Source organism: Nostoc sp. FACHB-152 (genome assembly GCF_014697475.1).
GTDB lineage: Bacteria > Cyanobacteriota > Cyanobacteriia > Cyanobacteriales > Nostocaceae > Nostoc_B.
In genome coordinates, this window is record NZ_JACJRV010000006.1 from 41,337 (window position 1) to 66,287 (window position 24,951).

The window sequence follows — 24,951 nt, forward strand, 5'->3', positions numbered from 1 at the left end:
CGCAGTTTTACAAAGAGCAGTATAAGATTTAAATAACAAATTATTTTGACTGGCTCATCACTACATTCATCAGACTATCTAACAGGCGATCGCGTGACAATGAGCATAGTTCTTTGCCATACAAGATATCCTGTACAATCACATAAGAAACCAGCGACCCCATAAAGATATGCGCCATTGCTTCTGGGTCAGCAATATTTAATTCTGGATGAGATGCAAAATATTGACTAAGTAAAAATCGACCGCGTTGCACTACTGTTTGATTATATAGTTTTGCTAGTTCGGGAAAGTTTTGTGACTCAGTAATAATCAACCGTAACAGTGCTAAATAATCAGGATTATCCGCAACTTTGGTTAAATAAGTTTCAGCTACCTGACGCAATAAAATTGCAGGTTCACCATGCAATTTCGTACCAGAAAATATACTTTGAAAACACGTAAGCGTTAACCGTTCCATCAACGCTTTAAACAATCCTTCTTTATCTTGAAAGTGACTGTAGATCGTTTGTTTTGAAACTCCTGCTTCTGCACTTACCCTATCCATACTGGTTCTAGCGTAACCCTCTTGCAAAAATACTTGAATTGCTCCTTGCAAGATTTGCTCTTGCTTTTGAGTAATTGCAGGTAAAACAAATTCCAGTTGGGAAGCATGAGTTTTAGCCATGAATAGTAAACTTTTTTGCAGATATCTTGCTATATCATACTGGACAGTCTAGTATGATGACAAAAAGTTTTGTTATCAACTAGGGTGCTAATATGACTCAGACTGCCCCAGTACCGGAAAGTCTTACGAATGCGCCAGTATCTAAGCAGCAACACCGCAAAAAACCAATTCCTTTATTGATAATAGGCTTACTGGCGGTGGGTGGCATTGGTTACGCAGTGTGGCGTAGTCAACCGCAAGGGTCAGCAGATATGCTTAAGGTTAGCGGCAGGATTGAAGGTTACGAAACCGAAATTGGGGTGAAACGTTCCGGCAGAATTGTGTCAATGGCTGTACGAGAAGGTGCAGCAGTCAAGAAGGGGCAACAATTAATTACACTAGATGATAGTAACGACCAAATTCTGCAAGACCAACTGCGGGGTGCTGAGGCGAGAATTGCATCGGCTCAATCGGATGAACAGCAAGCAATCTCAGATGTTGAGCGAGTAGAAAGAGAAATTCAAGAAATTACTAGCCAAATTAACGAAGCCAAGCTTAATTGGCAGCAGTCCCAAGGTGACACCACAGGCAGAATTGAGCAAGCACAATCAAATGTAGCAGCAGCTAAAGCGCAACTAGTGCAAGCACAAGCCCAAGTTAAACAGGCAGCAGCAGAAGTAAAATTAGCAAAAATTAACCGCGATCGCTATACCAATTTAGTCAAAGAAGGTGCTATTAATCAACAACAATTTGACCAAGCACAAACCACCCTTGACACGGCAATAGCAACCCTAGAAGCACGACAAGCAGCAGTGAATGCCGCACGTCAACAATTAAGTGCCTCATCGGGCGCATTAACTCAAGCCAAAACTACAAGTTTCAACCCTGATATTCGCAACGCCCAAGTAACATCATTAGTTAGAAAGCAGCAGCAAAGTTATGCACAGTTGAAATCTGCACAGGCAAAAGTTAAATCTGCCCGTGCCAAAGTCAGAGATGCCCAAGCCGCAAAGCAGCAAATTGTTACGCAAATTGCCGACTCGAAAAAAGATTTAAATGTCATAAGTCCTTTAGATGGAGTAGTCACCGCCCGTAGCGTCGAACCCGGTGCAGTAGTTAGCAGCCAGACTAATATTTTGACAATTGTAGATCCCAAAACAGTGTACTTTCGAGGTTTTATTCCCGAAGGCGATATTGGCAAAGTGCGTTTAGGGCAAACCACAAAAATCTTCATTGATTCTGCACCGGATAAACCATTACAAGGTAAAGTGATTGCCATAGATCCACAAGCATCATTTACGCCAGAGAATATTTATTTTCAAAAAGATAGAGTTAGACAAGTAGTAGGAATTCGGATTGCAGTCCAAAATCCTGATAGCTGCTTCAATCCCGAAAATCCTTATAATCAATCAGATTTACCCTGCGCCAAAATGGGGATGCCAGCTGATGCAGAGATTGATTTGAAGGCAGGAGGTTAGAGGCTAAGGATGTCCCTTGCATCAATCAACAGATAAACCTCTCAAAACTCTCTGCGCCTCTGCGTCTCTGCGTGAGACATAAAATTATGAAACAGCCACTCACGACATTACCGCCATCATCAAGCCCTCCAACCACCGCAATTACAGCACGTGGTTTACACAAGCACTATGGAAACTTAGCCGCCGTTAGAGGCATTGATTTCACTGTCCACAAAGGCGAAATGTTTGGGCTAATTGGCCCTGATGGGGCGGGGAAAACTAGCACCTTTCACATTATGGGCGGGGTAATGGAAGCAACAGCAGGGGAAGTGGAGATATTTGGACAGCCTGCACGAGATGCACGGTTAATGACTGGTTATCTCACCCAACAGTTTTCGCTGTATTTAGATTTGAGTATTGATGAAAACTTACGTTATGCAGGAGGTTTACGACAAGTTGCGGATGATGTGCTGTGGGAACGCCGCAATAAGTATCTAAGTTTAATGGATTTAGATAAATTTGGCGATCGCCTAGCGGGACAACTTTCGGGCGGGATGAAACAAAAGCTGGCACTTTGTTGTGCTTTAGTTTCCCAGCCGGAAGTATTGTTATTAGATGAACCTACCACAGGTGTTGACCCTGTTTCGCGGCGAGAATTTTGGGATGTCTTAGCAGAACTTTCAGCCGAGGGGATGACAATTGTTGTGGCGACACCTTACCTTGACGAAGCTGAACGCTGTCACCGCGTGGCTTTAATGTATAGTGGACAAATTCATGAAATTGGTACACCCGCCCAATTACGAGATAACTTGGGTTTGCATCGCTTAGAAGTGCGAACCGCAAATTTAGAAGCCACAGAAGAGATACTTTCGCAGACTACACAGACAAATATTATAGATGTGCAGATTTTTGGCGATCGCTTGGATGTCCTCGTGCAAGATTTAAATGTAGGAGAAACCGAAGTTCGCCAACTATTGCAACAACATCAGCTACCATCACCCAATATTGAACGTGGCGAACCCACATTAGAAAACGTCTTTGTCACACGACTACGCCAACAAGGTTCCGCACCGCAGTTTTTGGCCTTTCCTCGTTCTCGGATGAGGGGCGGTGGAGAAAGAAAAGAATTAGCTATTTACGCCCAAAACCTGAGTCGTGTTTTTGGCAAATTCCAAGCCGTGAAAGATGTCAACGTCGAGGTGCGTTACGGCGAAATATTTGGTTTATTAGGTGCTAACGGTGCAGGAAAAACCACCACCATCAAGATGCTGTGTGGACTTTTAGAAGCCAGTGGCGGCGAAGTCTCTTTGGGTGGTGAAACAGGAAATCTGCGGAGTGCAGACTTACGGCGACGCATTGGTTACATGAGTCAGAAATTCACCCTCTACGACGATTTAACCATCCTGCAAAACCTCGAATTTTATAGCGGAGTTTACGGCGTACCACGCAAACTGCGACGCGAAAAAATTGATTGGGTAATTACTACCTGTGGCTTAGAAGGGCAAGAAAATCTGGTAACTGGACAATTACCCGGAGGATGGAAACAGCGAGTAGCATTTGGTGCTTCCGTGATGCACGAACCAGATATTTTATTTTTAGATGAACCAACATCGGGTGTAGATCCCTTAGCGCGTCGCCAATTTTGGAAGCTAATTAATGACTTTGCGCGTAACGGTACAGCCATCTTAGTCACAACTCACTATTTAGAAGAAGCCGAACAATGTAACCGGATGAGTTTTATGGTTGCAGGTGAAACCGTCGCCGAAGGTTCACCCAGTTCCATCAAAGCATCACAACCAGGAAAATTAATCGAAATCATCGTCAATCAAAACCAAGCCGCATCTAAGTTACTCAAACAACACTTCGACTCCTGGCGAGTTTCGATTTTTGCCGATAGTTTACACATTGTTCTCGACAACCCCGAACAAGAAATAAACCAAATTACTCAACTTTTAAAAGCCAATCAAATTACCGTTAATTCCCTGCGTCCTATTCCCTTTTCCTTAGAAGATGCCTTCATAGGAATAGTACAGCGATCGCAATAAACTCAGCGTACCTCCGCGTTAACCTCCGCGCCCCTCTGCGTTAAAAAAATGAAAAGAATAATCACCCAGTGTATTAAAGAAATAGCTCAATTTCGCCGCGATCGCCTCACCTTAGCCTTAGCATTTCTCTTACCATTTATCACCCTGATAATCTTTGGCTTTGCGATTAGGCTAGAAAGTAAAGATATCCCGTTGATTGTGCAAGATTTCAACCGCACTAACTTAAGCCAAAGTTACATCGAAAGATTATATGCCACTAATCAATTTATTCCTAAACAATGGTCAGGCGGCAATCCTACACGCGACGCAATAGATAAAGGAATTGCCAAAGTCGCAGTAATTATTCCGCCGGAATTTAGCCGCGATATTCAAGCACGAAAAAATACCACAGTACAAATATTAATCGATGCGACAGACGTTAATAATGCCCGTGTAATTAGAAATAGTATTCAAAGAGTTACAAACTTTTTCATGCAAGAACATGGACTAATACCAGCTACTAATACTATTACAGCGCGAATGCGTTTATGGTTTAATCCTGGCAGACTAGAATCACTGTATATTGTGCCGGGAGTATATGGCGTTGTGTTGTGGATTTTTCCTTCATTACTAGCTGCGATCGCAATGGTAAGAGAAAAAGAAAAAGGTACAATTTTACAAGTCTACGCTTCCAGTATCAGTGCAACTGAACTATTGCTAGGTAAAGGATTAGCCTACTTATTAATTGCCCTAACTGAGACATTAATAGTAATGGGATTCGGCTCAATTATTTTCCAAGTTGGTATAGTGGGCAACCCCATAACATTATTACTTGGCACTTTATTATTTCTAGCAGATAGCGTTTTTTTTGGTTTACTTTTAGGAGTACGCAGCAGTAACCAAAATTCTGCGGTTCAAGGCGTTTCTCTCATTGGTTTTATCACCTCATTATTATTATCTGGATTTATTTATCCACTCAACAATATACCATTCCCCCTCTCATTAGCACCTAACATAGTTCCTGCACGTTACTACATTAATATTACCCGCGATGCCTTCGTGCGTGGTACAGGCTTTGCCGGAGTTTGGTTCGATTTACTCATGCTAGCAATCATGGGTTTATTCTTTTTTAACGTATCACGCCGAGTTATAAGCCGAATGCAACTACCAAATTAACCTCTCTGTGTTCTCCGCGCCTCTGCGGTTAGTTAAAATATGAAACTTATCCAACGATTATTTGATAGCCCATTTTGGGCATTAGTGCGAAAAGAAATTAATCAAATCTTACGCAATAAACAACTCATTGTATTGCTAATTGTCCCGCCCACAATACAACTACTACTGTACGGATTTATCCTCAATCCTGATGTGCATAACTTACGCTTAGGTGTCATCGACTATGCCAACGTCAGCGCAAGTCGTGAGTTAGTTACAGCCATGACATCAAATCGAATTTTTACTCTCGAATCTGTACCAACCAGTGAACAGGAATTAAGCCGACAAGTAGAAGAAGGCAAATTAGATGTCGGAGTTATAATTCCCCCTGATTTTTCTCGCAAACTCACACAAAAATCAGCAGAAATTCAAGTATTTATTGATGCTGTAAATGCAAATACAGCCGGAATTGCTGGTAATTATATGAATCAAATTATCCAGCAATATAATTTGCGCTTAACTCAAAATCAAGCAACCCCGCCAATTTCACCGGAAGTTGTATTTCTTTACAACCCAGGACTCACTAGTAGCTGGTTTTTTGTACCGGGAGTTATGGGTTTAGTTCTGACATTAATTGGCACATTAGTATCAGCAATCACAGTTGTGCGGGAGAAAGATACAGGCACATTAGAACAATTATTGATGACTCCGGCTGCTAACTGGCAGATTTTGCTGTCAAAAATTGTGCCTTTAGCGGTTTTATTATTAGGTGATGTATTTCTAGCCTTGACATTAGCAACAATAGTATTCAATGTACCATTTCGGGGAAATTTTCTGTTATTTTTAGGCTTATCAAGTATGTATGTGTTTGTGGGTATTAGTTTAGGAATTATGTTAGCAACTGTTTGTAAATCACAACAGCAAGTAGTACTCACATCTTTCTTTATTAACTTACCAATGGTACAGACTTCTGGTGCGATCGCGCCAATTGAAGCCATGCCGCCTTTATTCCAAATTCTATCCCTACTCAATCCTTTACGGCATTATATTGCGATCGTGCGCGGCATTTTACTCAAAGGTGTTGGCTTAGATGTGCTGTGGGTTAATGTCTTAGCTTTAATTGCCTTTGCTGTTGTTTTATTAACTATTAGTATTAATAAGTTTCGCAGTCAGTTAAGTTAAACCTAAATTTAATACTGGAGTTGCACATGGTTGAACTTGTAGTTCTTTTTTAAGTTTAAAATAGAACGTACTGCCCTTACCAACTTGTGATTCTACCCAAATCTCGCCACCATACATTTCTACAATTTTTTTCACTATTGATAAACCAATTCCTGTACTTTCTGAGTCTTGTGTATCAGATAGTTTTTGAAAAATTTGGAATATTTTGGCGTAATATTGTTCTTCAATGCCAGGGCCATTATCACTGACACTAAATCGCCAATAATCATTTTCTTCAGTACAGCCAACTGTAATCTTTCCTTGGGGCTTATCTAGAAATTTTATGGCATTACTTAATAAATTTTGAAATACTTGTTCAATCTTAGTCTTTTCACCGTTAATTTTAGGTAAGTGGTTAAGAATTTCTATCTCAATATTTTTATTAGGTTCTAGCAGTTCAATGACATCTGTAATAATATTATTTAAATCAATTTCTCTTTTTTCGCCTTGAGAACGCCCGATGCGCGAATATTCTAAAATACTATCAATTAACCTTTGCAATTTTTGAACTCTATTTATCAGCCTATTAACTAAGTTTTTGCCTTCATCATCAAACTTATCTGCATAATCAGTTAATAGCCATTCTGATAATAAGCCGATACCTCGTAAAGGAGCTTTTAAATCATGAGAAACAATATAAGCGAAATCATTTAATTCTCGATTTTTGCTTTCCAATTCTTTCAATAATTCAGCCATTTGTTCTTGAGAATGCTGACGCTGTACAATCTCTTCTTGCAAATGCTGATTTACAGTTGCTAGTTCATTAGTGCGTTGTTCTACTAATTCTTCTAGGCGTTCTTTATACTGTCTTAGCTCCGATTCTACTAGTTTACGCTCTTTAATTTCTGCTTGTAAGGCTTGATTTGCTTCTTCAAGTTGCTTTGGGCTAGGCAAGGCAAGAGCTTGCGGCACTAAAGGTATTAATATTAAAGCTGTATAAAATGAAATGAAAGCTGTAATTGCTTTCATCGCACCAGATAGCCAATAATAAGGATGCCAAAGCGTCCACACTTCCATTACATGAGTCGTACCACAAGAAATAATAAAGGCTCCGAATAAAATAAAAATATTTTTAAAAGGTATATCTTCTCTTTTACGAACAAAATAAATTAATGTTAGCGGGATTGAGTAATAAGAGAACGCAATAATAATATCTGATAAGAGATGGAGCCATACTAACCCTGGCTGCCACAGGTAACAATGCCCATGCGGAATAAAGTTTTCTGACAAAAAAAAGCTGAAAAAATTCTCCATTAGAACGCCCCCTGCTGTACTCCAACTGTTGTTATCATAATTAGATTAAAATTTTGCCTAATTGTAAAGTAATTATTACAAAAAGGTTATTCTTATTATTTATCTGTATAAGTTAGTACTTATACTAGGTTTGATTAATAAATACTGTTGTAATTCTTGCTCAGTATTTAAGACAGAAGATTTTAGGTAATATCGCTATAAGTCAGGCGATCGCATTTAGTTTAAATCGCACAACAGGTTTTTCAACGCAGAGTATCGCTGAGGTAAACGCAAAGTTACATGGAGAGTTTCTTTAAGTTTTTGCTTGTATTGCTGGATACTGTTTTAACACCTGCTGTAAATATTGCCCAGTATAAGACTTAGAATTTTTCGCCACATCTTCTGGTGTTCCGAAAGCAATAACTTCACCACCTTTATCTCCACCATCTGGCCCCAAATCTATTACCCAGTCAGCACAACGAACCACATCTAAGTTGTGTTCAATTACTAAAATTGAATTGCCTTTATCTACTAATCTTTGCAAGACATCCAATAATTTATGCACATCATAAAAAGATAATCCTGTTGTAGGTTCATCGATTAAATAAAGTGTCTTTCCAGTGGCGCGACGAGATAATTCTGTGGCTAATTTAACGCGCTGTGCTTCACCACCAGATAAGGTGGTTGCGGGTTGTCCAAGTTGAACGTAACCTAAGCCAACATCGACTAAAGTTTGTAGTCGTGTAACTGCTTTCGGAATGTTTTGGAAAAAGTCTAAACTCTCCTCAACAGTCATATTGAGAACATCAGAAATAGACTTATCTTTGTACTTCACTTGCAATGTGTCGCGGTTGTATCTTGCACCTTTACAAACTTCGCACTGCACGTAAACATCAGGTAAAAAGTTCATCTCAATGACGTTTACACCTTGCCCACTGCAAGCTTCACAACGCCCACCTTTAACGTTAAAAGAAAATTGTCCGGGTTTGTATCCTCTGGCTTTAGCTTCAACGGTTTGCGAAAACACATCCCGAATTACATCAAAAACTCCTGTATAAGTTGCCGGGTTAGAACGTGGTGTGCGTCCGATAGGAGATTGGTCAATTACAATGGCTTTATCAACTGAATTTAAGCCTTGAATTTTTTCTAGTTCTTTTGGTAAGGGTACTTTCTTCGTCAGGTGATGTTGTAGAGATGGGTAAAGTAATTCGTTAATTAATGTTGATTTACCAGAACCAGAAACACCAGTTACAGCAACAAGTTTACCTAGAGGAATCTCAACATCTATATTTCTTAAATTGTTGCGATGGGCGTTTTTAATTATTAAACTCCGTCCATTACCTTCGCGGCGTTCTGCTGGTGTATGAATTACTTTTCTTCCTGATAGATATGCACCTGTTAATGATTTTTCTGCTGTTAGTAAGGCTTGTAAATCACCTTGGGCAATAATATGTCCACCATGAATTCCTGCACCAGGGCCAATATCAACTAAATAGTCAGCAGCCCGGATGGTCTCTTCATCATGCTCAACTACAATTAAAGTATTACCTAAATCACGCAATCTAATTAAAGTTTTGAGTAATCTACTGTTATCTCGTTGATGCAAACCAATACTTGGTTCGTCTAAAACGTAGAGAACTCCTGTTAAACCAGAACCGATTTGTGTGGCTAGTCGAATGCGTTGTGCTTCACCACCAGAAAGAGTCATAGCGGGTCGGTCAAGGGTAAGATAATCTAAGCCAACATCTAACAAAAATTGCAATCTAGCTCTGATTTCTCGCAATACTAAATCAGCAATTTGCATCTGCCGATCGCTCAATTTTAACTGATCAATTCTTTCCTGTGAATCTCTAATTGATACGCCTGTCAAATCTAAAATGCCATATTGTCCTAACCGCACCGCCAAAGCTTCGGGTTTTAAGCGTTTTCCCCCACAAACTTCACAAGGTTGGTCAATTAAATACTGTTCTAATTTTTGCTTAACTAACTCTGAACCACCTTCATACTGTCGTTGTAATATCGGAAGAACGCCTTTAAATTGGGTTTTTGCTGTCTCTTTGTTTTTCTCTTCCCCATTTAAAATAATTTGCTTTTGTTCTTCCGATAACTTACTCCAATTAGTTTGTAATTCAAACCCGTGCGCCTGTCCCAAACTATAAAGTAATTCCAAATAATAGGAATTTTCCTTTTCTGACCAAGGTGCGATCGCAGCATATACTGGTGCTTCAGGGTCAGGTATGACTAACTCTGCCGAAAATCTTCTTAACGTCCCGATACCATGACAGTGAGGACAAGCACCATAGGGAGAATTAAACGAAAACAATCGTGGCGATAACTCCTCCATCACTGCGCCATGTTCGGGACAAGCGAAGTTTTCCGAAAATACCATTTCTTCGTCTTTCGCTTCTGGGTTCTCAGTAGCCGGACTGATAAGTATGATTGCAATACCTTCAGATTGCTTAAGACACGTAGATAAAGAATCGACCAAACGCTCTTGAATGCCGTCTTTTTTCACCAAACGGTCAATGACAACTTCCATTGTGTGAGTAACATTTTTATCTAATTCAATCGAGTCTGACAGTTCGCGCACTTCGCCATCGACCCGTACCCGCACGAAACCTTGCGAAGCCAAACTTGACAATAGCTTGCGGTGTGTCCCTTTTTTACCCCGAACCACAGGCGCAAGAATTTGAAACTTGGTGCGGTCTGGTAAGTCCATAATGCGGTCTACCATCTCGTCGATAGTTTGGGGGGCAATACAGCGATCGCATATGGGACAATGAGGTTCACCAGCCCGACCAAACAATAGCCGCAGATAGTCGTAAATTTCCGTTACTGTCCCCACAGTCGAACGGGGGTTGTGAGATGTAGATTTTTGGTCAATAGATATCGCCGGACTTAAACCTTCAATTGCTTCGACATCCGGTTTATTTAACTGTCCTAAAAACTGCCTAGCGTAAGCACTGAGAGATTCTACATAACGCCGTTGACCCTCAGCAAAAATCGTATCAAAGGCTAAAGAAGACTTACCCGACCCTGATACACCAGTGAATACTATCAGGCGATCGCGTGGCAATTCCAAATCAATATTCTTCAGATTATGCTGCCTTGCACCCCGAATCCTAATCGTATTTTGACTGTTGTGATGAGTGTTGGGAAGATGCCCATTTAGGAGAGATGCGGCGGCTAGCTTGTTATCTGACATATTGACAGGCTGATAGTGGGAGGCAGAGTGAAACAGTTCTTAATAATACTATTTTTCCTCTGCATATACTAGAACAATAGTACTGTTTTATGTAGCGATCGCCCTATATTCTGACTACAGACATCCGCCCCAGTCTGCTAATTTAAAAGCATCGCAATTAAACATCCTGCTGAGGGTAAAGCTATGGTATCGCAAATCCAACCACAGACAACGCTGTACCCCAATTATTGCAAATGGGTTTGAGTATAGAACAGGTTGCACCGGTTTTGAGTTTATCAGTAGAAGAAGTGCGATCTATGTCTTAGGAAAAACCTTTCTAATCATCGATAAATCAATTCTCCTGCCTTTTGTCCGACAACTTCAGGATGGGCAACTTGTAATTTCATCTGTTCAGCACGGACTGTTAAAAATGGCTGACCTAAATTGAAACCTGAAAAAGGACTTTCGGCAGGTATTTCTAACGACGAACTGATTAAACCGAATGCGGCTTCACATTGGGCTGAAAATCTGATTAATTCAGCACCTCTAACACTAAATGAATGACCAGTCAAACTTTGTCGCCAAGCTAGATTTTGGGGCTTATAGTTCAGAGTACACAAATTGCGATCGCCCTGACGCACTGTAACCCGCTTGTCGTTTTCCCAGGTAAAATGGGCTAATTCTTTCGGTAGTCCCCAAATTTCTCGACCACCCGCCACAGAATCAGCATTATCTACATAAATGTGCGAAACCCAAGCACCAATTTTATTTTGATAACTAACCACAGCCGGAATCACAATTAACTCACTGTACTCCAGCACTGAACCTTGACAGTATTCAGATAAATAAACAGCAGCGAGAGTTTTACCCGGCCATACAGAAAAAATTTGAAATTCAGACGGAATTAGGGAGCGTACTTGATTAATATTTACCAGATGAACAGATGCGATCGCTTTACCGCAAAGTGTCCAAGGTGTTGCTGGATAAGACATATTAACCTATCACCTGTAACCTTTAACCTGTATACCAAATCCCCAAATAAAAAAAATCCCCACCCAGGCGAATGCGTGGATGGGAAATATTCAGTAGGGAATATCTCACGTTCCCTACTACATTGGAGGAATTATTTGCTTTCAGTGAAATCTGCGTCAATTACATCATCACCGCCACTAGGAGGAGTAGAAGAACCACCATCTTGAGGTTCCGCACCTGGTGCAGCACCACCGCCAGCTTGTTGATAGATGTTGCTACCAACTGCGAATAGGGCTTGTTGCAGTTCTGGCATGAGCTTGGCGATTTGCTCATCGTCTTCCTTAGCAACCGCTTCCCGTAGGTCTTTCACCAAACCTTCAACTTTGGTCTTATCAGCCGCCGGAACTTTATCACCTAATTCTTGCAGTTGCTTCTCAGCTTGATATGCCAAGGAGTCAGCTTGGTTCTTGCGTTCAATTTTCTCACGACGTTCTTTATCAGAGGAAGCGTTTTGTTCTGCTTCGCGTACCATCCGGTCAACATCATTTTTATCTAAGGTAGAAGCACCAGTAATGCTGATGGACTGTTCCTTACCAGTACCTTTGTCCTTAGCAGTAACGTTGAGGATACCGTTAGCGTCGATGTCGAAGGTTACTTCGATTTGAGGTACGCCACGAGGTGCGGGAGGAATACCATCAAGGCGGAAGGTTCCCAAACTCTTGTTATCGTTAGCAAATTCCCGTTCACCTTGGAGGACGTGAATTTCTACGTTGGTTTGACCATCAACAGCAGTAGAGAATACCTCGGATTTCTTGGTAGGAATTGTGGTGTTGCGAGGAATAATCTTAGTCATCACACCGCCCAAGGTTTCTACACCCAAGGACAATGGTGTTACGTCTAACAATAAGATACCTGTAACATCACCAGCCAAGACACCTGCTTGAATTGCAGCACCAACGGCTACCACTTCATCAGGGTTAACAGTTTGGTTAGGTTCTTTACCCAACAACCGCTTCACCAACTCTTGGACGGCAGGAATACGGGTGGAACCACCAACTAGTACAACTTCATCGATATCGTTTTTGCTCAACTTGGCATCGCGCAACGCATTCTCAACAGGAATGCGAGAACGGTCGATTAAGTCAGAGCAAAGTTCTTCAAACTTAGCGCGAGTCAGCGTCATATCCAGGTGCTTTGGCCCATCCTGGGTAGCGGTGATAAATGGTAGGTTAATTTCCGCTTGGGTAACGCTGGAAAGCTCAATTTTTGCTTTTTCTGCGGCTTCAGTCAGACGTTGCAGTGCTTGTCTGTCTTTGCGGAGGTCGATACCTTCGTCTTTGCGGAATTGTTCTGCTAAGAAATCAACGATTTTTTTGTCGAAGTCGTCACCACCAAGGTGGGTATCACCAGAAGTTGCTAATACTTCAAATACGCCGTCGCCTACTTCCAGAACAGATACGTCGAATGTACCACCACCTAAGTCAAATACCAGGATGGTTTCGTTGCTCTTTTTATCGAAGCCATAAGCCAGAGACGCGGCAGTAGGTTCGTTAATAATCCGTAGAACTTCAATACCAGCGATTTTACCAGCGTCTTTGGTAGCTTGACGTTGGGAGTCGTTGAAGTATGCCGGAACGGTGATTACAGCTTGGGTAACGGTTTCACCAAGATATTTGCTTGCGTCTTCAACGAGTTTACGCAAAACTTTAGCGGAGATTTCTTCTGGGGCGAATTGCTTACCAGCACCAGGAGAATCTAGCTTAACGTTACCGCCACTGCTCAACACTTTATAAGAAACTTCTGTAGCTTCGTTAGTAACTTCGTCAAAGCGGCGACCAATGAAACGCTTAACAGAATAAAAAGTGTTTTCTGGGTTCATCACCGCTTGGCGTTTAGCGATTTGCCCGACCAAAGTGTCGCCATTTTTAGCAAACGCTACTACCGATGGTGTTGTCCGAAAACCTTCTGCGTTAGCAATAACCGTGGGTTTACCACCTTCCATTACTGCGACGCAGGAGTTAGTTGTACCTAAGTCAATTCCAACTACTTTTGCCATTTTATGTGCTGGCTCCGTATAACTACAAATGAATGAATGGGAATATAAGGACTAAATCTTGAACCAACTGATTTATGAAAGCAGTTACTTCAGCATCAATGACCTTTAGTTCGGTTTTTTGGGGTTATAGCCCCAAGTTCTGCTGATATATATACTGAGCTTGTATAGCCAGTCCATGAAGGGTGGTTTCCCGAACCTGATCTGGGACGGTTAATTTTAAAGATTTGTTTAGTTGGTTCATGGATTAATTTGCTTTCACTTCGTCTAATTTATGAGAATTAATACATCCAGTAATTAGGGTGAACCGTAATCACCATGTGGTGTTTGCCGTCTTTAAACAACATTAATTCCAAAGATACAGAGAATAAATGAGCTATAAAACGAGCCTTTGCCTAATAATTTCAGTTAAAACGCGGATACTTAGTCAAGGCTAGAATTTGTAATATTTATGTATTAGGAATGTATCTACAAAGTGCTAGTTATGCCTCGTGCCTCTGGATGTTTATTTGGACTAGCCTTAGGTGATGCCTTGGGTGCTGCTACAGAATTTTTAAGTGTTAAGGAAATTTGCGATCGCTTTCCACCCAATGGGCCTCAAGAAATCGTCGGTAATCCCGCACGAGTAACTGACGACACCCAGATGACTCTAGCGGTAGGGCAAGCTTTAGTGGAAGTTGGTGCAGCAAACTTGACTGTAACGACTTTAGAACCTGTTTTAAGGCGTACTTTTATTGAATGGTTAAACAGTCCCGACAATAATCGCGCCCCCGGAATGACTTGCTTGCAGGCTTGTGAATATCTAGAAGCAGGTCTACCTTGGCAACAAGCAACCAGACCAAACTCTAAAGGATGTGGTGCAAATATGCGTGTCGTGCCTGTGGGTTTGTTGCCAACAGATGATAGCACTCGCGCAGCCGTTGCCCAGTTTCAAGCAGCATTAACTCATGGTCATCCCACCGCCCTGACCGCCTCAGATTTAACCGCAGCAGCAATTACCTACCTTGTCAAGGGCAGTGAACCACAAAAATTGCCAGCCCAACTTCGCAACTATGTCCTAAGTCAGCGATTAGTTTATCATGGCGATTGGCTAGGTTCTTTGTGGCAGCGACCGGGCATTGATACACCAGAAGAATTTATTAGTCTGGGCTGGGATGAATGTTTAGCTGTGCTTGACCGTCTGGATGCAGCATTAGTCAATCCTAATCGTGATATTGACCCCTGTTTAGCAATAGGTGAAGGTTGGGTTGCTGAAGAAGCCTTTGCCACAGGTCTACTATGCTTTTTATTATTTCCACAAGAACCATTAGCTGTATTGCAACGCGCTGCACTCACATCAGGCGACTCTGACTCCATTGCTTGTTTAGCAGGTGCTTTTGCTGGCGCATATTTAGGAATGGCAGCATGGCCAGAAGATTGGGTGAATCGTATTGAATACCGCGACCAATTAGCGGCCTTGGGTCAAGTTTGGGATTGAGACAAAGGCAGGAGGCAGGGAGGGGGCAGAAGGCAGTCCCGATGAAACAAGTTTCATCGCCAAGTATGAAAGTGCGACTGCTATTTTTACTCAGCACTCACTCAGCACTTTCAAGTCAGAAGTTGAAAAGAGGGGTGTTGAGAGTATGCTTTTGGGAAGCAACCTTGATGAAGGTGCTTTTTTTAACCAAAAAATCACTAATATTAAGATGCTATAAAATGATAAGTAACACGATTAAAAAATATCTAAAATTATTCAAAAATTCTCCAAGACCCAGTGAATCATCAAGACTTTTCAAGGAGATGAGACAAGAATTTGAGAGATCACCTCCTTCAGTTAGCGAAGTGATTCAGGAGTTGGAAAAATATGCTTCAAATCCAGATTATCCTGGGGCTTCGTTTATCATGATGGCAGCATGGATTAACCTATCAAAGGATTACACACCTATACTTTGTCAAATCCTCAATGATGAGAGTAATAATGGTCTTCATGAATCAGTTATTGAACTTTTAGATGTATTGCGCGATGAAAGAGCAATTCCTGCATTATCCAAGGCATTGACATACAGATGGTCGTATGATGAATGGCTCAATGTGCCAAGAAAGTCTCTCATGGCATTAGCAGAAATCGGAACTCCTGAAGCGAAGATGATTATAGAGGCGGCGGCTCAATCTCCTGAAGAGCTAATTAGGGAAGATGCAAATCTGATATTAGACAATTGGTAAATTGACTAATCCACCAAGCATAAAATGCAAACAATACATCCATACAAACAGTCATGAAAATAAAAAAAGTATTTAAGAACCATTTGTAGCGGCTTGCTTTCCAACGTGTCCTTTTAGCAAAAAATTGGCGGAAGTTGTGAATCAAAACTTGGCGAAGTGTAACTTACTTGATTTATAAATTTCCTACAATGAATCGAGAGGAGATTGAAAGTATGTTTGGATTAAGTGAGTTGAAGCAGACAAAAGTTTATCAAGAAGCTAAACAAGAAGGTTTAGCAGAAGGTGCGCGTCAAGAAAAATTGAGGATGATACCTGTGTTATTGAAATTAGGGTTGAGTACCGCAGAAACAGCGAAGGAGTTAGGTTTGAGTGTTGAAGAAGTTCAGCAAGAGTTAGAAAAGTAGTATCTATGCTTGATGAACAAAACAAGTCAATTGTGCTGCAAATGTACCAGTCATTCGATGACGGAAATTTAGAAGCAGTGCAAGCATTTCTTGCCTCAAATTTTATTGCTCATGTTCCTGGTGTTACCGAACCGCTAAATCGGAAAGCGTTCATACAATCTGTACTTAAGGTATTTCGTTCTGCCTTTCCTGATGGGATTCATAAGTTTGAAGATGTCATTGCCGAAGGTGATAAAGTAGTAACTCGTGGCACTTTTAGCGGGACTCATCGCGGCGAATTACAAGGTCTTCCGCCCACAGGCAAGCAAATCACTATCCCCTTCTTTCATCTTGACCGCATCGTGGATGGTAAACTCGTAGAACATTGGGGTCAAAGTGACTTGCTCAGTTTAATGCAGCAAGTGGGAATTATACCCATACCGGGGCCAGGCTTAATTGTCCGAAAATTATATTTAGCGATCGCTTCCATCACCAACAAGCGTAGCTGATAAAGAGCTATCATTTATCTTTGAATTATTTACAAAAGTTCCTAATTATTTGAGGTACACTCTAGCCTCTAACCCTTAACCCCTAGCCTCCATATATGCTTACTCTGTCACCCAGCCTCAAAGCTAGACTCTCTCAACCCTTAAAAATCGGCACTTTTGAAGTCAACAGCCGAGTGCTGCAATCGCCTTTATCTGGGGTGACAGATTTGGTGTTTCGCCGTCTAGTACGTCGCTATGCACCAGATTCTATGATGTATACCGAAATGGTCAACGCCACAGGACTGCACTATGTCAAGCAGTTACCTATAATCATGGAAGTAGACCCCAATGAACGCCCAATTAGTATTCAATTATTTGACTGTCGCCCTGATTTTTTAGCAGAAGCAGCCATCAAAGCAGTAGCCGAAGGCGCGGATACTGTCGATATTAATATGGGGTGTCCGGTAAATAAAATCACTAAAAACGGTGGTGGTTCTTCGCTGTTGCGACAGCCAGAAGTGGCAGAAGCCATTGTGCGAGAAGTTGTCAAAGCTGTTGATGTGCCAGTCACAGTTAAAACCCGTATTGGCTGGAATGATAAAGAAATTACCATTCTTGACTTTGCCAAGCGGATGGAAGATGCAGGGGCAAAAATGATTACTGTGCATGGTCGCACCCGCGCTCAAGGTTACAATGGCAACGCTCGTTGGGAATGGATAGCCCGTGTTAAAGAAGTGCTTTCAATTCCGGTGATTGGGAATGGTGATATATTTTCTGTTGAAGCGGCGGTGAAATGCTTAGAGCAAACTGGGGCTGACGGCGTAATGTGTTCCCGTGGCACTTTGGGTTATCCTTTTTTAGTGGGAGAAGTTGACCACTTCTTAAAAACAGGGGAACTGTTAGCACCACCAACCCCAATACAACGTTTGGAATGCGCCAGAGATCATTTACAAGCATTGTGGGAATATAAAGGCGATCGCGGTGTGCGTCAAGCCCGTAAGCACATGACTTGGTATGCCAAAGGTTTCGTTGGTGCAGCCGAATTACGTGGTCAATTAAGTGTGATTGAAACAGTTCAACAAGGTTTAGATTTAATTGACCGAGCAATTGAAAAGTTAGCACATGGTTATGAATTGGTAGAAGAAGCCGAAAATTTTCAAATGGCGTAATTTTGTAAGCGATCACTCTATAATCACTTTGTTACAATTTATGCGTCCTGAAAAATGAGCTAACCAGCAATGGTTTGACGCAACTTGGTAAGAGTGCAAACTCTGGGCTAGCTTTTGGGAACACTTATATTTAGCTGACTGCTGAATTCCAGGGATTTTTCGATTCCTGGAACAGGTTTATAAATGAACATTTATCAGTTTTGGTAAATATAAGTAGAACGGCGTAAATATTTGTAGTTGGGAAAAGGCAGGAGGCAGGGGGCAGCTATGCTGGAGAAAACAGGGTTTCTGCCTGATTAACCTTTCTTAACATAGTTTTGTTTTTTCCCACCTACTTACTTATAACCAAGGCACGCTCACCAATATGAAATGGTATAAATCGTCCGTAAATTTTGCCGCCTTCTCTCTGCTGTGCTTGGATTTACTATCAATTGCTAGTTTTTCAGCACAGGTAAAAGCTGAATCTTTCCCTGTAAACCAACCCTGGCAAATTAGCCAAGCATTTAAACCACCCAAACGAGCAGATCCGCCACCAAGTGCAGGGGGTTCCACGCGTGGTTCTTCTTGTCTGAAAAAGAAGACGAAGTTAGTTTCACTCCTACCGCCAAACAAATTAGGTTTGACATTAGCTGAACGTCCAACATTTTTCTGGTTTGTACCGTCAACTTCAGTCAAAACAGCTAAATTTATTCTCTTAGCTGACAAAGATAAAGATGATAATGTCTTTTATGAAACCACTTTGACGCTGCCAAATCAGCCAGGAATTATTAGTTTTACCCTTCCTAAAACTGCTCCGAAACTGGCATTAGGTAAAACTTACCATTGGTATTTGACCGTTGTTTGCAATGCGCGAGATTCTAGTACAAATCCTTGGGTAGATGGTTGGGTAGAACGCACTCAAGCAAACGCATCATTGTCAGCAGCTTTAGCAAAGGCTCAACCACAACAATTACCCAGTCTTTATGCAGAAGCTGGGATTTGGCATGAAGCCTTGGCTACTTCGGTACAGCTACGCCGCGCTGATCCGAAAAATTTGCGAACCAGAATGAGTTGGCAGACATTATTGAAATCGGTGAATTTGTCTGCACTAACTTCTGAATCATTTATCGACTGTTGTACGAGTGACAAAGGGAGTAGGGAGTAGTGAGTAGGGAGTGGGGAATCTTCACTATTCCTTACTCTCCATTCCCTATTCCCCTAATAAATTATGATGTGGTCAAAACTTAAACCGCATATTTGGCAATGGCGCGGTGTTTTATTTGCTGTTCCCAGTGTGACAGCTTTAGTGATTGGATTGCGGTTAACAGGATGGCTGCAATTGTTGGAATTAGCAACATTAGATCAATTTTTTCTGCTGCGTCCATCAGAGGGGGCTGATAATCGGATTGTCATAGTGGAAATTAATGAAGCAGATGTTCGCAAGCAAACCCAATGGCCGATGTCTGATGCGGCTTTAGCTACTGTATTAGAGCAAATTAAGCAACAAAAACCAAGAGCGATCGGTTTAGATATTTATCGGGATTTACCTGTTAATCCTGGTCATCAAACTTTAGTTAAAGTATTTGAATCTACGCCTAATGTTATTGGGGTGCAAAAAATCTCGGATACTGCTGATAGTTCCGCAGTTAACGCATCTCCCACACTGAAGCAACGTAATCAAATTGGCTCAAATGACCTACCGTTAGATGGGGATGGTAAAATTAGGCGCGGATTGCTCTACGTTAATTTAAAAAATGACGAAGTTCTCGAAAGTTTTGCGTTGAAATTGGCACTGTTGTATTTAAAACCAGAAGGGATTACAGAGAAGCCATCAGCAAATAACCCCAACTATTTGCAGTTAGGTAAAGGAGTTTTCCCAATTTTTGAAGCTGATGATGGCGGTTACATCCGTGCTAATGCTGGCAGTTATCAAATATTGTTAAACTACCGAGGACGAATACAACAGTTTCAAAAAATTTCTCTTACACAACTCCAAGAAAATCGCATTCCACCAAATTTTATGCGCGATAAGGTGGTACTAATTGGAGCCACTGCTGAAAGTTTAAAAGATTTATTTTATACGCCATATAGTAGTAATGTGTTTGCTGCTCCAGAACGCATGGCAGGTATAACTATCCATGCAAATTTGATTAGTCAAATTTTGAGTGCAGCTACAGATGGTCGTCAACAAATTCAAACTTTACCAGAACCTTTAGAATATCTGTGGATTTTGGGTTGGTCGATCGCTGGTGCAAGTTTATGTTGGATACAACGCCACAGCAATAACCAAAAAGTTCTTTTGGCTGTGAATGTATTGTTAACAGGTGGGACTTTAGTTGGTAGTAGTTTCATAGCTTTCCTCGCTGGTTGGTGGATTCCCGTTGTACCCACATTGTTAGCATTGGCAGGTTCCGCGATCGCAGTTACACAATACATTGCTGAAAGCGCAAATGGAATGCGGAAAACTTTTGGTCGTTACCTCACAGATGAAGTAGTTGCTAACTTACTCGAAAATCCCTCTGGCTTAAAAATAGGTGGCGATCGCCGCAAAGTCACGCTGCTATTTTCTGACTTACGCGGATTCTCGGCCATGTCTGAACAATTGCCACCTGAACAAGTAGTAGCAGTTCTCAATTATTACCTAGAAGCCATGACAGATGTGATTAATCAGTACAAAGGTACGATTAATGAGTTTATGGGTGACGGTATCTTTGTGATGTTCGGTGCGCCAATTAATCGTCCTGATGATTCCCAAAGAGCGATCGCTTGTGCTGTGGCGATGCAATTAGCAATGCAGCAGGTAAATGAATACAATCGCCAAAGGAATCACCCGATTCTGGAAATGGGGATTGGAATTAATACCGGTGAGGTTGTTGCTGGTAATATCGGTTCCCAAAAACGTGCCAAATATACAGTTGTCGGTAGTCATGTGAATTTGGCTTCGCGTGTCGAAACTTATACCGTAGGCGGACAAGTTTTAATTTCTGAAAGTACTCGCCAAGATGCCAACATCGAACTGCAAATTACCGGACAAATGCAAATTGAGCCTAAAGGCATCAAAGAACTAGTAACTATTTACGAAATACGCGGCATTGGTGGTCAATATAACCTGTTTCTGCCCAACGACGATGAAGGGATGGTCAATCTCAATCAGTCAGTGCCTATAGAGTATACAGTTTTACAAGGCAAACACGCAGTTGGGACTGTATTTGAAGGGGAGTTAATTAGCCTTTCCGAAAAGTATGCACAACTGCGATCGCTCAATTCCTTAGAACTCTTAAATAACCTCAAACTTAAATTACTAGACTCCCAACTCCCCACAGACGAATTTATTTACGCTAAGGTGATGAAAAAATCTGATGTTGACGAACATACTGTGACGATTCGGTTTACATCTGTGCCACCAAAGGCGATCGCATTTCTGGAGGCAGAAGGCAGAAGGCAGGAGGCAGGAGGTAAAAACATCTAATTTCATACTTTATACTTCAGACTTCAGACTTTCATCCGCTTCACACTTCAGACTTTCCCGATATTATAGAAAAGTAGACAAAACTTAAAAAATATTTATCAAATGTTCATTGACTCGTCTGGCTTGTCCAAGGTCAAAGACTCGATAACAGAAAAAATCTTCTTCGGCCATGAACCCAGTGCCGAGTTAATTGCTATTCTTAGCGTCTACTTTGTCCAAGGAATCTTAGGGTTGGCGCGTTTAGCTGTTAGCTTTTTCCTCAAGGATGAATTATTGCTGAGTCCGGCTGAGGTATCAGCAATGTTAGGAGTTGTGGCCTTACCTTGGATGATTAAGCCACTATTTGGCTTTATGTCTGATGGCTTACCCATTTTTGGCTATCGTCGCCGTCCCTACTTGATATTGTCAGGGATACTAGGAGCTATTGCCTGGGTGAGTATGGCCACAGTAGTTCATAGTAGCTGGGCAGCAACAGCAGCGATCGCCCTCAGTTCACTAGCTATAGCTGTTAGCGATGTCATAGTTGACTCACTGGTCGTAGAAAGAGCCAGAGCCGAATCCCAAGCAGATGCAGGCTCACTACAATCCCTATGCTGGGGCGCGACTGCATTTGGCGGATTGGTTACAGCATACCTGAGCGGAATGCTACTCGAACATTTCACTACCCGCACAATATTTTTAATTACCGCATCTTTTCCGTTAATAGTTTCCGGGGTAGCTTGGTTAATTGCTGAGTCTCCTGTTAGCAAAGACACTCACGATACTAATAACGCTAACTCTCTGAGTGTTCCACATCAACTCAAACAGTTACGCCATGCCATCAGTCAAAAAACAATTTGGCTACCAGCCGCCTTTGTCTTCATTCTGCAAGCCACCCCAACCGCCGATTCTGCATTTTTCTACTTCAGTACTAACGAACTCCACTTTGAACCAGAATTTTTAGGGCGAGTCCGCTTAGTAACCAGTCTGGCATCTTTATGCGGCATCTGGATTTTTCAACGTTTTTTGAAAAGCGTGCCATTCCGCGTCATTTTTGCGTGGAGTACGGTTATTTCAGCAGTTTTAGGTATGACAATGCTGCTGTTGGTAACTCACACCAACCGGGCTTTAGGTATAGATGACCGTTGGTTTAGTTTAGGAGACAGCCTCATACTCACCGTGATGGGACAAATCGCTTATATGCCAGTTTTGGTATTAGCTGCGAGACTTTGCCCACCAGGAGTAGAAGCAACTTTATTCGCCTTGTTAATGTCAATCTTCAACCTAGCAGGTATGGTTTCCTATGAAGTTGGAGCCATCATCATGCACTTGCTAGGTATAACTGAAAGCAATTTTAACTCTCTGTGGATTTTGGTAATTATTACAAATCTCAGCACCTTATTACCACTAGCATTTCTTCACTGGCTACCAAAAGAAGACCAAAAAATTGAAACACAGTCATTGCAATCAGCTTTACCAAATACCAGTGAACAAACATTCTTACCAAATTTAATAATTCAAGAAACAGAATCAAAAGTAGTTGAATAATGTGATTTTAATCAAACCTATAAAGACATAAATAATCTTTTTGTGTCTTTACAGTTTGTTCAATAAATGTTTCCTGGTATTTTAAACACTTATTATTAATATCCCCTAAATCTGACTTATTTAAAAGTAGAAAAAAGAGAATGAAACTCTTCCTTTTGAAAGTGGATTTAAGGGCATATAAAATGTTTTGATACTCAGGGAGGAATTTTAAAATATCCTCTAAAATTTGAGCGTTTCTATGTCTTTGTGCGAAATCAATCAAAACTACCTATGCATAATTTAAAAAACCAACAAACACAAACTTTAGAAAAATCCTATAATCGTGAAGATTGGCAAGGAGGATATCAATCCCTCACCCAAGAATATGATTATTGGATTGATGAGATAGAAGGACAAATCCCTACAGAACTGCAAGGTACATTATTTAGAAATGGCCCTGGTTTATTAGATATTAATGGTCAACGCATTCATCATCCTTTTGATGGTGATGGGATGATTAGCCGCATAACTTTTACTAATGGTCGCGCACATTTCTGCAACCGCTTCATCCGCACAGAGGGGTACTTAGCAGAACAGAAAGCCGGAAAAATTCTTTATCGGGGTGTATTTGGTACACAAAAACCCGGCGGTTGGCTGGCTAATATTTTCGACTTCAAGATTAAACATATTGCCAACACCAATGTTATTTATTTAGGTGATAAACTCCTCGCTTTATGGGAAGCGGCTGAACCTTATCGCCTTGACCCCAACACTTTAGAAACATTGGGTAAAGAGTATCTCAACGCTACTTTATCAGAAGGTGAAGCCTTTGGCGCACATCCTCGGCTTGACCCCAGTTGCGAACAAGACGGTGGTCAACCTTGCTTAGTCAACTTCTCAATTAAACCGGGGCTATCCACCACAATTACTATTTTTGAGTTAAACTTAGCCGGAGAAGTTGTCAGAAAACACGCTCATAGCGTTCCGGGGTTCTGTTTCATTCATGATTTTGTCATTACTCCTAATTACTGCATCTTCTTTCAAAATCCTGTTGCTTTTAATCCCATACCCTTCGCTTTGGGAATGCGTGGTGCAGGGGAATGTATAAAAGTACAGCCAAATCAAGCAACTCGAATTATTGTCATTTCCCGTTTTCCTCAACCAGGACAAACTGAGGTCAAAATTTTAGAAACCACATCAGGATTTATTTTCCATCATGTAAATGCCTTTGGGATGGGCGATGAAATTTTTATTGACTCGATTTGCTATGACTCATTACCTGAGGTAGAACCAGAAAGTGATTTTCGCCAAGTTAATTTTGAAGCACTAAAACCAGGGCAACTTTGGCGATTTTACCTCAACCTCAACGATGGAACAGTAGAACAAAAATTAATTGAAGAACGCTGTTGTGAATTCCCCACTATTCACCCGGCGAATGTAGGACGTGCCTATCGATACCTATATACAGGTGCGGCTCATGCACCCATAGGAAATGCACCTCTACAAGCTATCTTAAAAATAGACTTGGAAACAGGAGAAAGACAACTTTGGAGTGCTGCACCTCGTGGTTTTATGGGTGAACCTATTTTTGTTCCCCGTCCAGGTGCAGAACAAGAAGACGATGGTTGGCTGTTAGCTTTAGTTTATGATGCTACGTATCACCGTACAGACGCAGTAATTTTAGATGCTAGTGATTTGGAAAAAGGAGCGATCGCCCGTCTCCATCTCAAGCATCATATTCCTTATGGATTGCATGGTAGCTTCACTTCTAACGTGTTTTTGCCAAATTGATCCCTAATAAATAAATATTGAT

General features: G+C 41.4%; 18 protein-coding genes. 13 read left to right on the top strand and 5 right to left on the bottom strand.

Translation table 11 applies throughout. The annotated features are described in order from the left end of the window. Positions 1-40 precede the first annotated feature (40 nt). Entirely contained in the window at positions 41-664 is a 624-nt protein-coding gene (locus H6G76_RS07740) for a TetR/AcrR family transcriptional regulator (protein ID WP_190697947.1), read from the bottom strand. A gap of 92 nt (positions 665-756) precedes the next feature. On the opposite strand from H6G76_RS07740, the gene H6G76_RS07745 reads away from it, so the two are divergent. The 4 genes from H6G76_RS07745 to H6G76_RS07760 all read left to right on the top strand — a co-directional run bounded on the left by H6G76_RS07745 (position 757) and on the right by H6G76_RS07760 (position 6,461). After that, on the top strand, positions 757-2,121 hold the full coding sequence (locus H6G76_RS07745) for an HlyD family secretion protein (RefSeq protein WP_190697949.1): 1,365 nt from the start codon (positions 757-759) through the stop codon (positions 2,119-2,121). Between the two features lie 86 nt (positions 2,122-2,207). Next, entirely contained in the window at positions 2,208-4,145 is a 1,938-nt protein-coding gene (locus H6G76_RS07750; protein WP_190697952.1) for an ATP-binding cassette domain-containing protein, read from the top strand. A 48-nt stretch (positions 4,146-4,193) separates the two neighbouring features. Further along, complete coding sequence (locus tag H6G76_RS07755) at positions 4,194-5,300, top strand: ABC transporter permease (RefSeq protein WP_190697955.1); 1,107 nt, start codon at positions 4,194-4,196, stop codon at positions 5,298-5,300. 39 nt (positions 5,301-5,339) lie between these two features. After that, the gene (locus tag H6G76_RS07760) at positions 5,340-6,461 is read left to right on the top strand and encodes an ABC transporter permease (RefSeq protein WP_190697958.1); all 1,122 of its coding nucleotides are present in this window, start codon (positions 5,340-5,342) and stop codon (positions 6,459-6,461) included. Here H6G76_RS07760 and H6G76_RS07765 read toward each other — a convergent pair. The 4 genes from H6G76_RS07765 to dnaK form a co-directional block, all read right to left on the bottom strand. Beyond that, a complete protein-coding gene (locus tag H6G76_RS07765) occupies positions 6,453-7,754 on the bottom strand; it encodes an ATP-binding protein (RefSeq protein ID WP_190697961.1) in 1,302 nt (433 codons plus the stop codon). The two genes, H6G76_RS07760 and H6G76_RS07765, sit on opposite strands and share 9 nt — an antisense overlap. A 292-nt stretch (positions 7,755-8,046) precedes the next feature. After that, positions 8,047-10,938: an excinuclease ABC subunit UvrA gene (gene uvrA, locus H6G76_RS07770; RefSeq protein WP_190697964.1), complete on the bottom strand. Its 2,892-nt coding sequence runs from the start codon at positions 10,936-10,938 to the stop codon at positions 8,047-8,049. Between the two features lie 320 nt (positions 10,939-11,258). Beyond that, positions 11,259-11,909: an acetoacetate decarboxylase family protein gene (locus H6G76_RS07775; RefSeq protein ID WP_190697967.1), complete on the bottom strand. Its 651-nt coding sequence runs from the start codon at positions 11,907-11,909 to the stop codon at positions 11,259-11,261. Positions 11,910-12,040: 131 nt separating this feature from the next. Next, the gene (gene dnaK / locus H6G76_RS07780; RefSeq protein ID WP_190697970.1) at positions 12,041-13,945 is read right to left on the bottom strand and encodes a molecular chaperone DnaK; all 1,905 of its coding nucleotides are present in this window, start codon (positions 13,943-13,945) and stop codon (positions 12,041-12,043) included. Between the two features lie 481 nt (positions 13,946-14,426). On the opposite strand from dnaK, the gene H6G76_RS07785 reads away from it, so the two are divergent. The 9 genes from H6G76_RS07785 (at position 14,427) to H6G76_RS07825 (ending at position 24,929) form a co-directional block, all read left to right on the top strand. Further along, complete coding sequence (locus tag H6G76_RS07785) at positions 14,427-15,419, top strand: ADP-ribosylglycohydrolase family protein (RefSeq protein WP_190697972.1); 993 nt, start codon at positions 14,427-14,429, stop codon at positions 15,417-15,419. Positions 15,420-15,460: 41 nt separating this feature from the next. Continuing rightward, complete coding sequence (locus H6G76_RS07790) at positions 15,461-16,144, top strand: HEAT repeat domain-containing protein (protein WP_190697974.1); 684 nt, start codon at positions 15,461-15,463, stop codon at positions 16,142-16,144. A 212-nt stretch (positions 16,145-16,356) separates the two neighbouring features. After that, entirely contained in the window at positions 16,357-16,548 is a 192-nt protein-coding gene (locus H6G76_RS07795; RefSeq protein ID WP_242056343.1) for a hypothetical protein, read from the top strand. A gap of 5 nt (positions 16,549-16,553) precedes the next feature. Further along, a complete protein-coding gene (locus tag H6G76_RS07800; RefSeq protein ID WP_190697976.1) occupies positions 16,554-17,036 on the top strand; it encodes an ester cyclase in 483 nt (160 codons plus the stop codon). A 95-nt stretch (positions 17,037-17,131) separates the two neighbouring features. Continuing rightward, the gene (gene dusB, locus H6G76_RS07805; protein WP_190697978.1) at positions 17,132-18,184 is read left to right on the top strand and encodes a tRNA dihydrouridine synthase DusB; all 1,053 of its coding nucleotides are present in this window, start codon (positions 17,132-17,134) and stop codon (positions 18,182-18,184) included. Positions 18,185-18,548: 364 nt separating this feature from the next. After that, positions 18,549-19,328, top strand: coding sequence for a DUF928 domain-containing protein (locus H6G76_RS07810; protein ID WP_190697980.1), 780 nt, complete (start codon positions 18,549-18,551; stop codon positions 19,326-19,328). A 63-nt stretch (positions 19,329-19,391) separates the two neighbouring features. Beyond that, positions 19,392-21,632, top strand: coding sequence for a CHASE2 domain-containing protein (locus H6G76_RS07815; RefSeq protein ID WP_190697982.1), 2,241 nt, complete (start codon positions 19,392-19,394; stop codon positions 21,630-21,632). A 102-nt stretch (positions 21,633-21,734) separates the two neighbouring features. Next, complete coding sequence (locus H6G76_RS07820; RefSeq protein WP_190697985.1) at positions 21,735-23,159, top strand: folate/biopterin family MFS transporter; 1,425 nt, start codon at positions 21,735-21,737, stop codon at positions 23,157-23,159. 270 nt (positions 23,160-23,429) lie between these two features. Beyond that, on the top strand, positions 23,430-24,929 hold the full coding sequence (locus H6G76_RS07825) for a carotenoid oxygenase family protein (RefSeq protein ID WP_190697988.1): 1,500 nt from the start codon (positions 23,430-23,432) through the stop codon (positions 24,927-24,929). Positions 24,930-24,951: the final 22 nt, after the last annotated feature.

Coding starts and splice junctions, on each gene's coding strand:
- H6G76_RS07815 (WP_190697982.1), top strand. CDS start 19,392: ATGATGTGGTCAAAACTTAAACCGCATATTTGGCAATGGCGCGGTGTT.
- H6G76_RS07825 (WP_190697988.1), top strand. CDS start 23,430: ATGCATAATTTAAAAAACCAACAAACACAAACTTTAGAAAAATCCTAT.
- H6G76_RS07800 (WP_190697976.1), top strand. CDS start 16,554: ATGCTTGATGAACAAAACAAGTCAATTGTGCTGCAAATGTACCAGTCA.
- H6G76_RS07760 (WP_190697958.1), top strand. CDS start 5,340: ATGAAACTTATCCAACGATTATTTGATAGCCCATTTTGGGCATTAGTG.
- H6G76_RS07820 (WP_190697985.1), top strand. CDS start 21,735: ATGTTCATTGACTCGTCTGGCTTGTCCAAGGTCAAAGACTCGATAACA.
- H6G76_RS07740 (WP_190697947.1), bottom strand. CDS start 664: ATGGCTAAAACTCATGCTTCCCAACTGGAATTTGTTTTACCTGCAATT.
- H6G76_RS07810 (WP_190697980.1), top strand. CDS start 18,549: ATGAAATGGTATAAATCGTCCGTAAATTTTGCCGCCTTCTCTCTGCTG.
- H6G76_RS07750 (WP_190697952.1), top strand. CDS start 2,208: ATGAAACAGCCACTCACGACATTACCGCCATCATCAAGCCCTCCAACC.
- dnaK (WP_190697970.1), bottom strand. CDS start 13,945: ATGGCAAAAGTAGTTGGAATTGACTTAGGTACAACTAACTCCTGCGTC.
- dusB (WP_190697978.1), top strand. CDS start 17,132: ATGCTTACTCTGTCACCCAGCCTCAAAGCTAGACTCTCTCAACCCTTA.
- H6G76_RS07790 (WP_190697974.1), top strand. CDS start 15,461: ATGAAACAAGTTTCATCGCCAAGTATGAAAGTGCGACTGCTATTTTTA.
- H6G76_RS07755 (WP_190697955.1), top strand. CDS start 4,194: ATGAAAAGAATAATCACCCAGTGTATTAAAGAAATAGCTCAATTTCGC.
- H6G76_RS07765 (WP_190697961.1), bottom strand. CDS start 7,754: ATGGAGAATTTTTTCAGCTTTTTTTTGTCAGAAAACTTTATTCCGCAT.
- H6G76_RS07785 (WP_190697972.1), top strand. CDS start 14,427: ATGCCTCGTGCCTCTGGATGTTTATTTGGACTAGCCTTAGGTGATGCC.
- uvrA (WP_190697964.1), bottom strand. CDS start 10,938: ATGTCAGATAACAAGCTAGCCGCCGCATCTCTCCTAAATGGGCATCTT.
- H6G76_RS07795 (WP_242056343.1), top strand. CDS start 16,357: ATGTTTGGATTAAGTGAGTTGAAGCAGACAAAAGTTTATCAAGAAGCT.
- H6G76_RS07745 (WP_190697949.1), top strand. CDS start 757: ATGACTCAGACTGCCCCAGTACCGGAAAGTCTTACGAATGCGCCAGTA.
- H6G76_RS07775 (WP_190697967.1), bottom strand. CDS start 11,909: ATGTCTTATCCAGCAACACCTTGGACACTTTGCGGTAAAGCGATCGCA.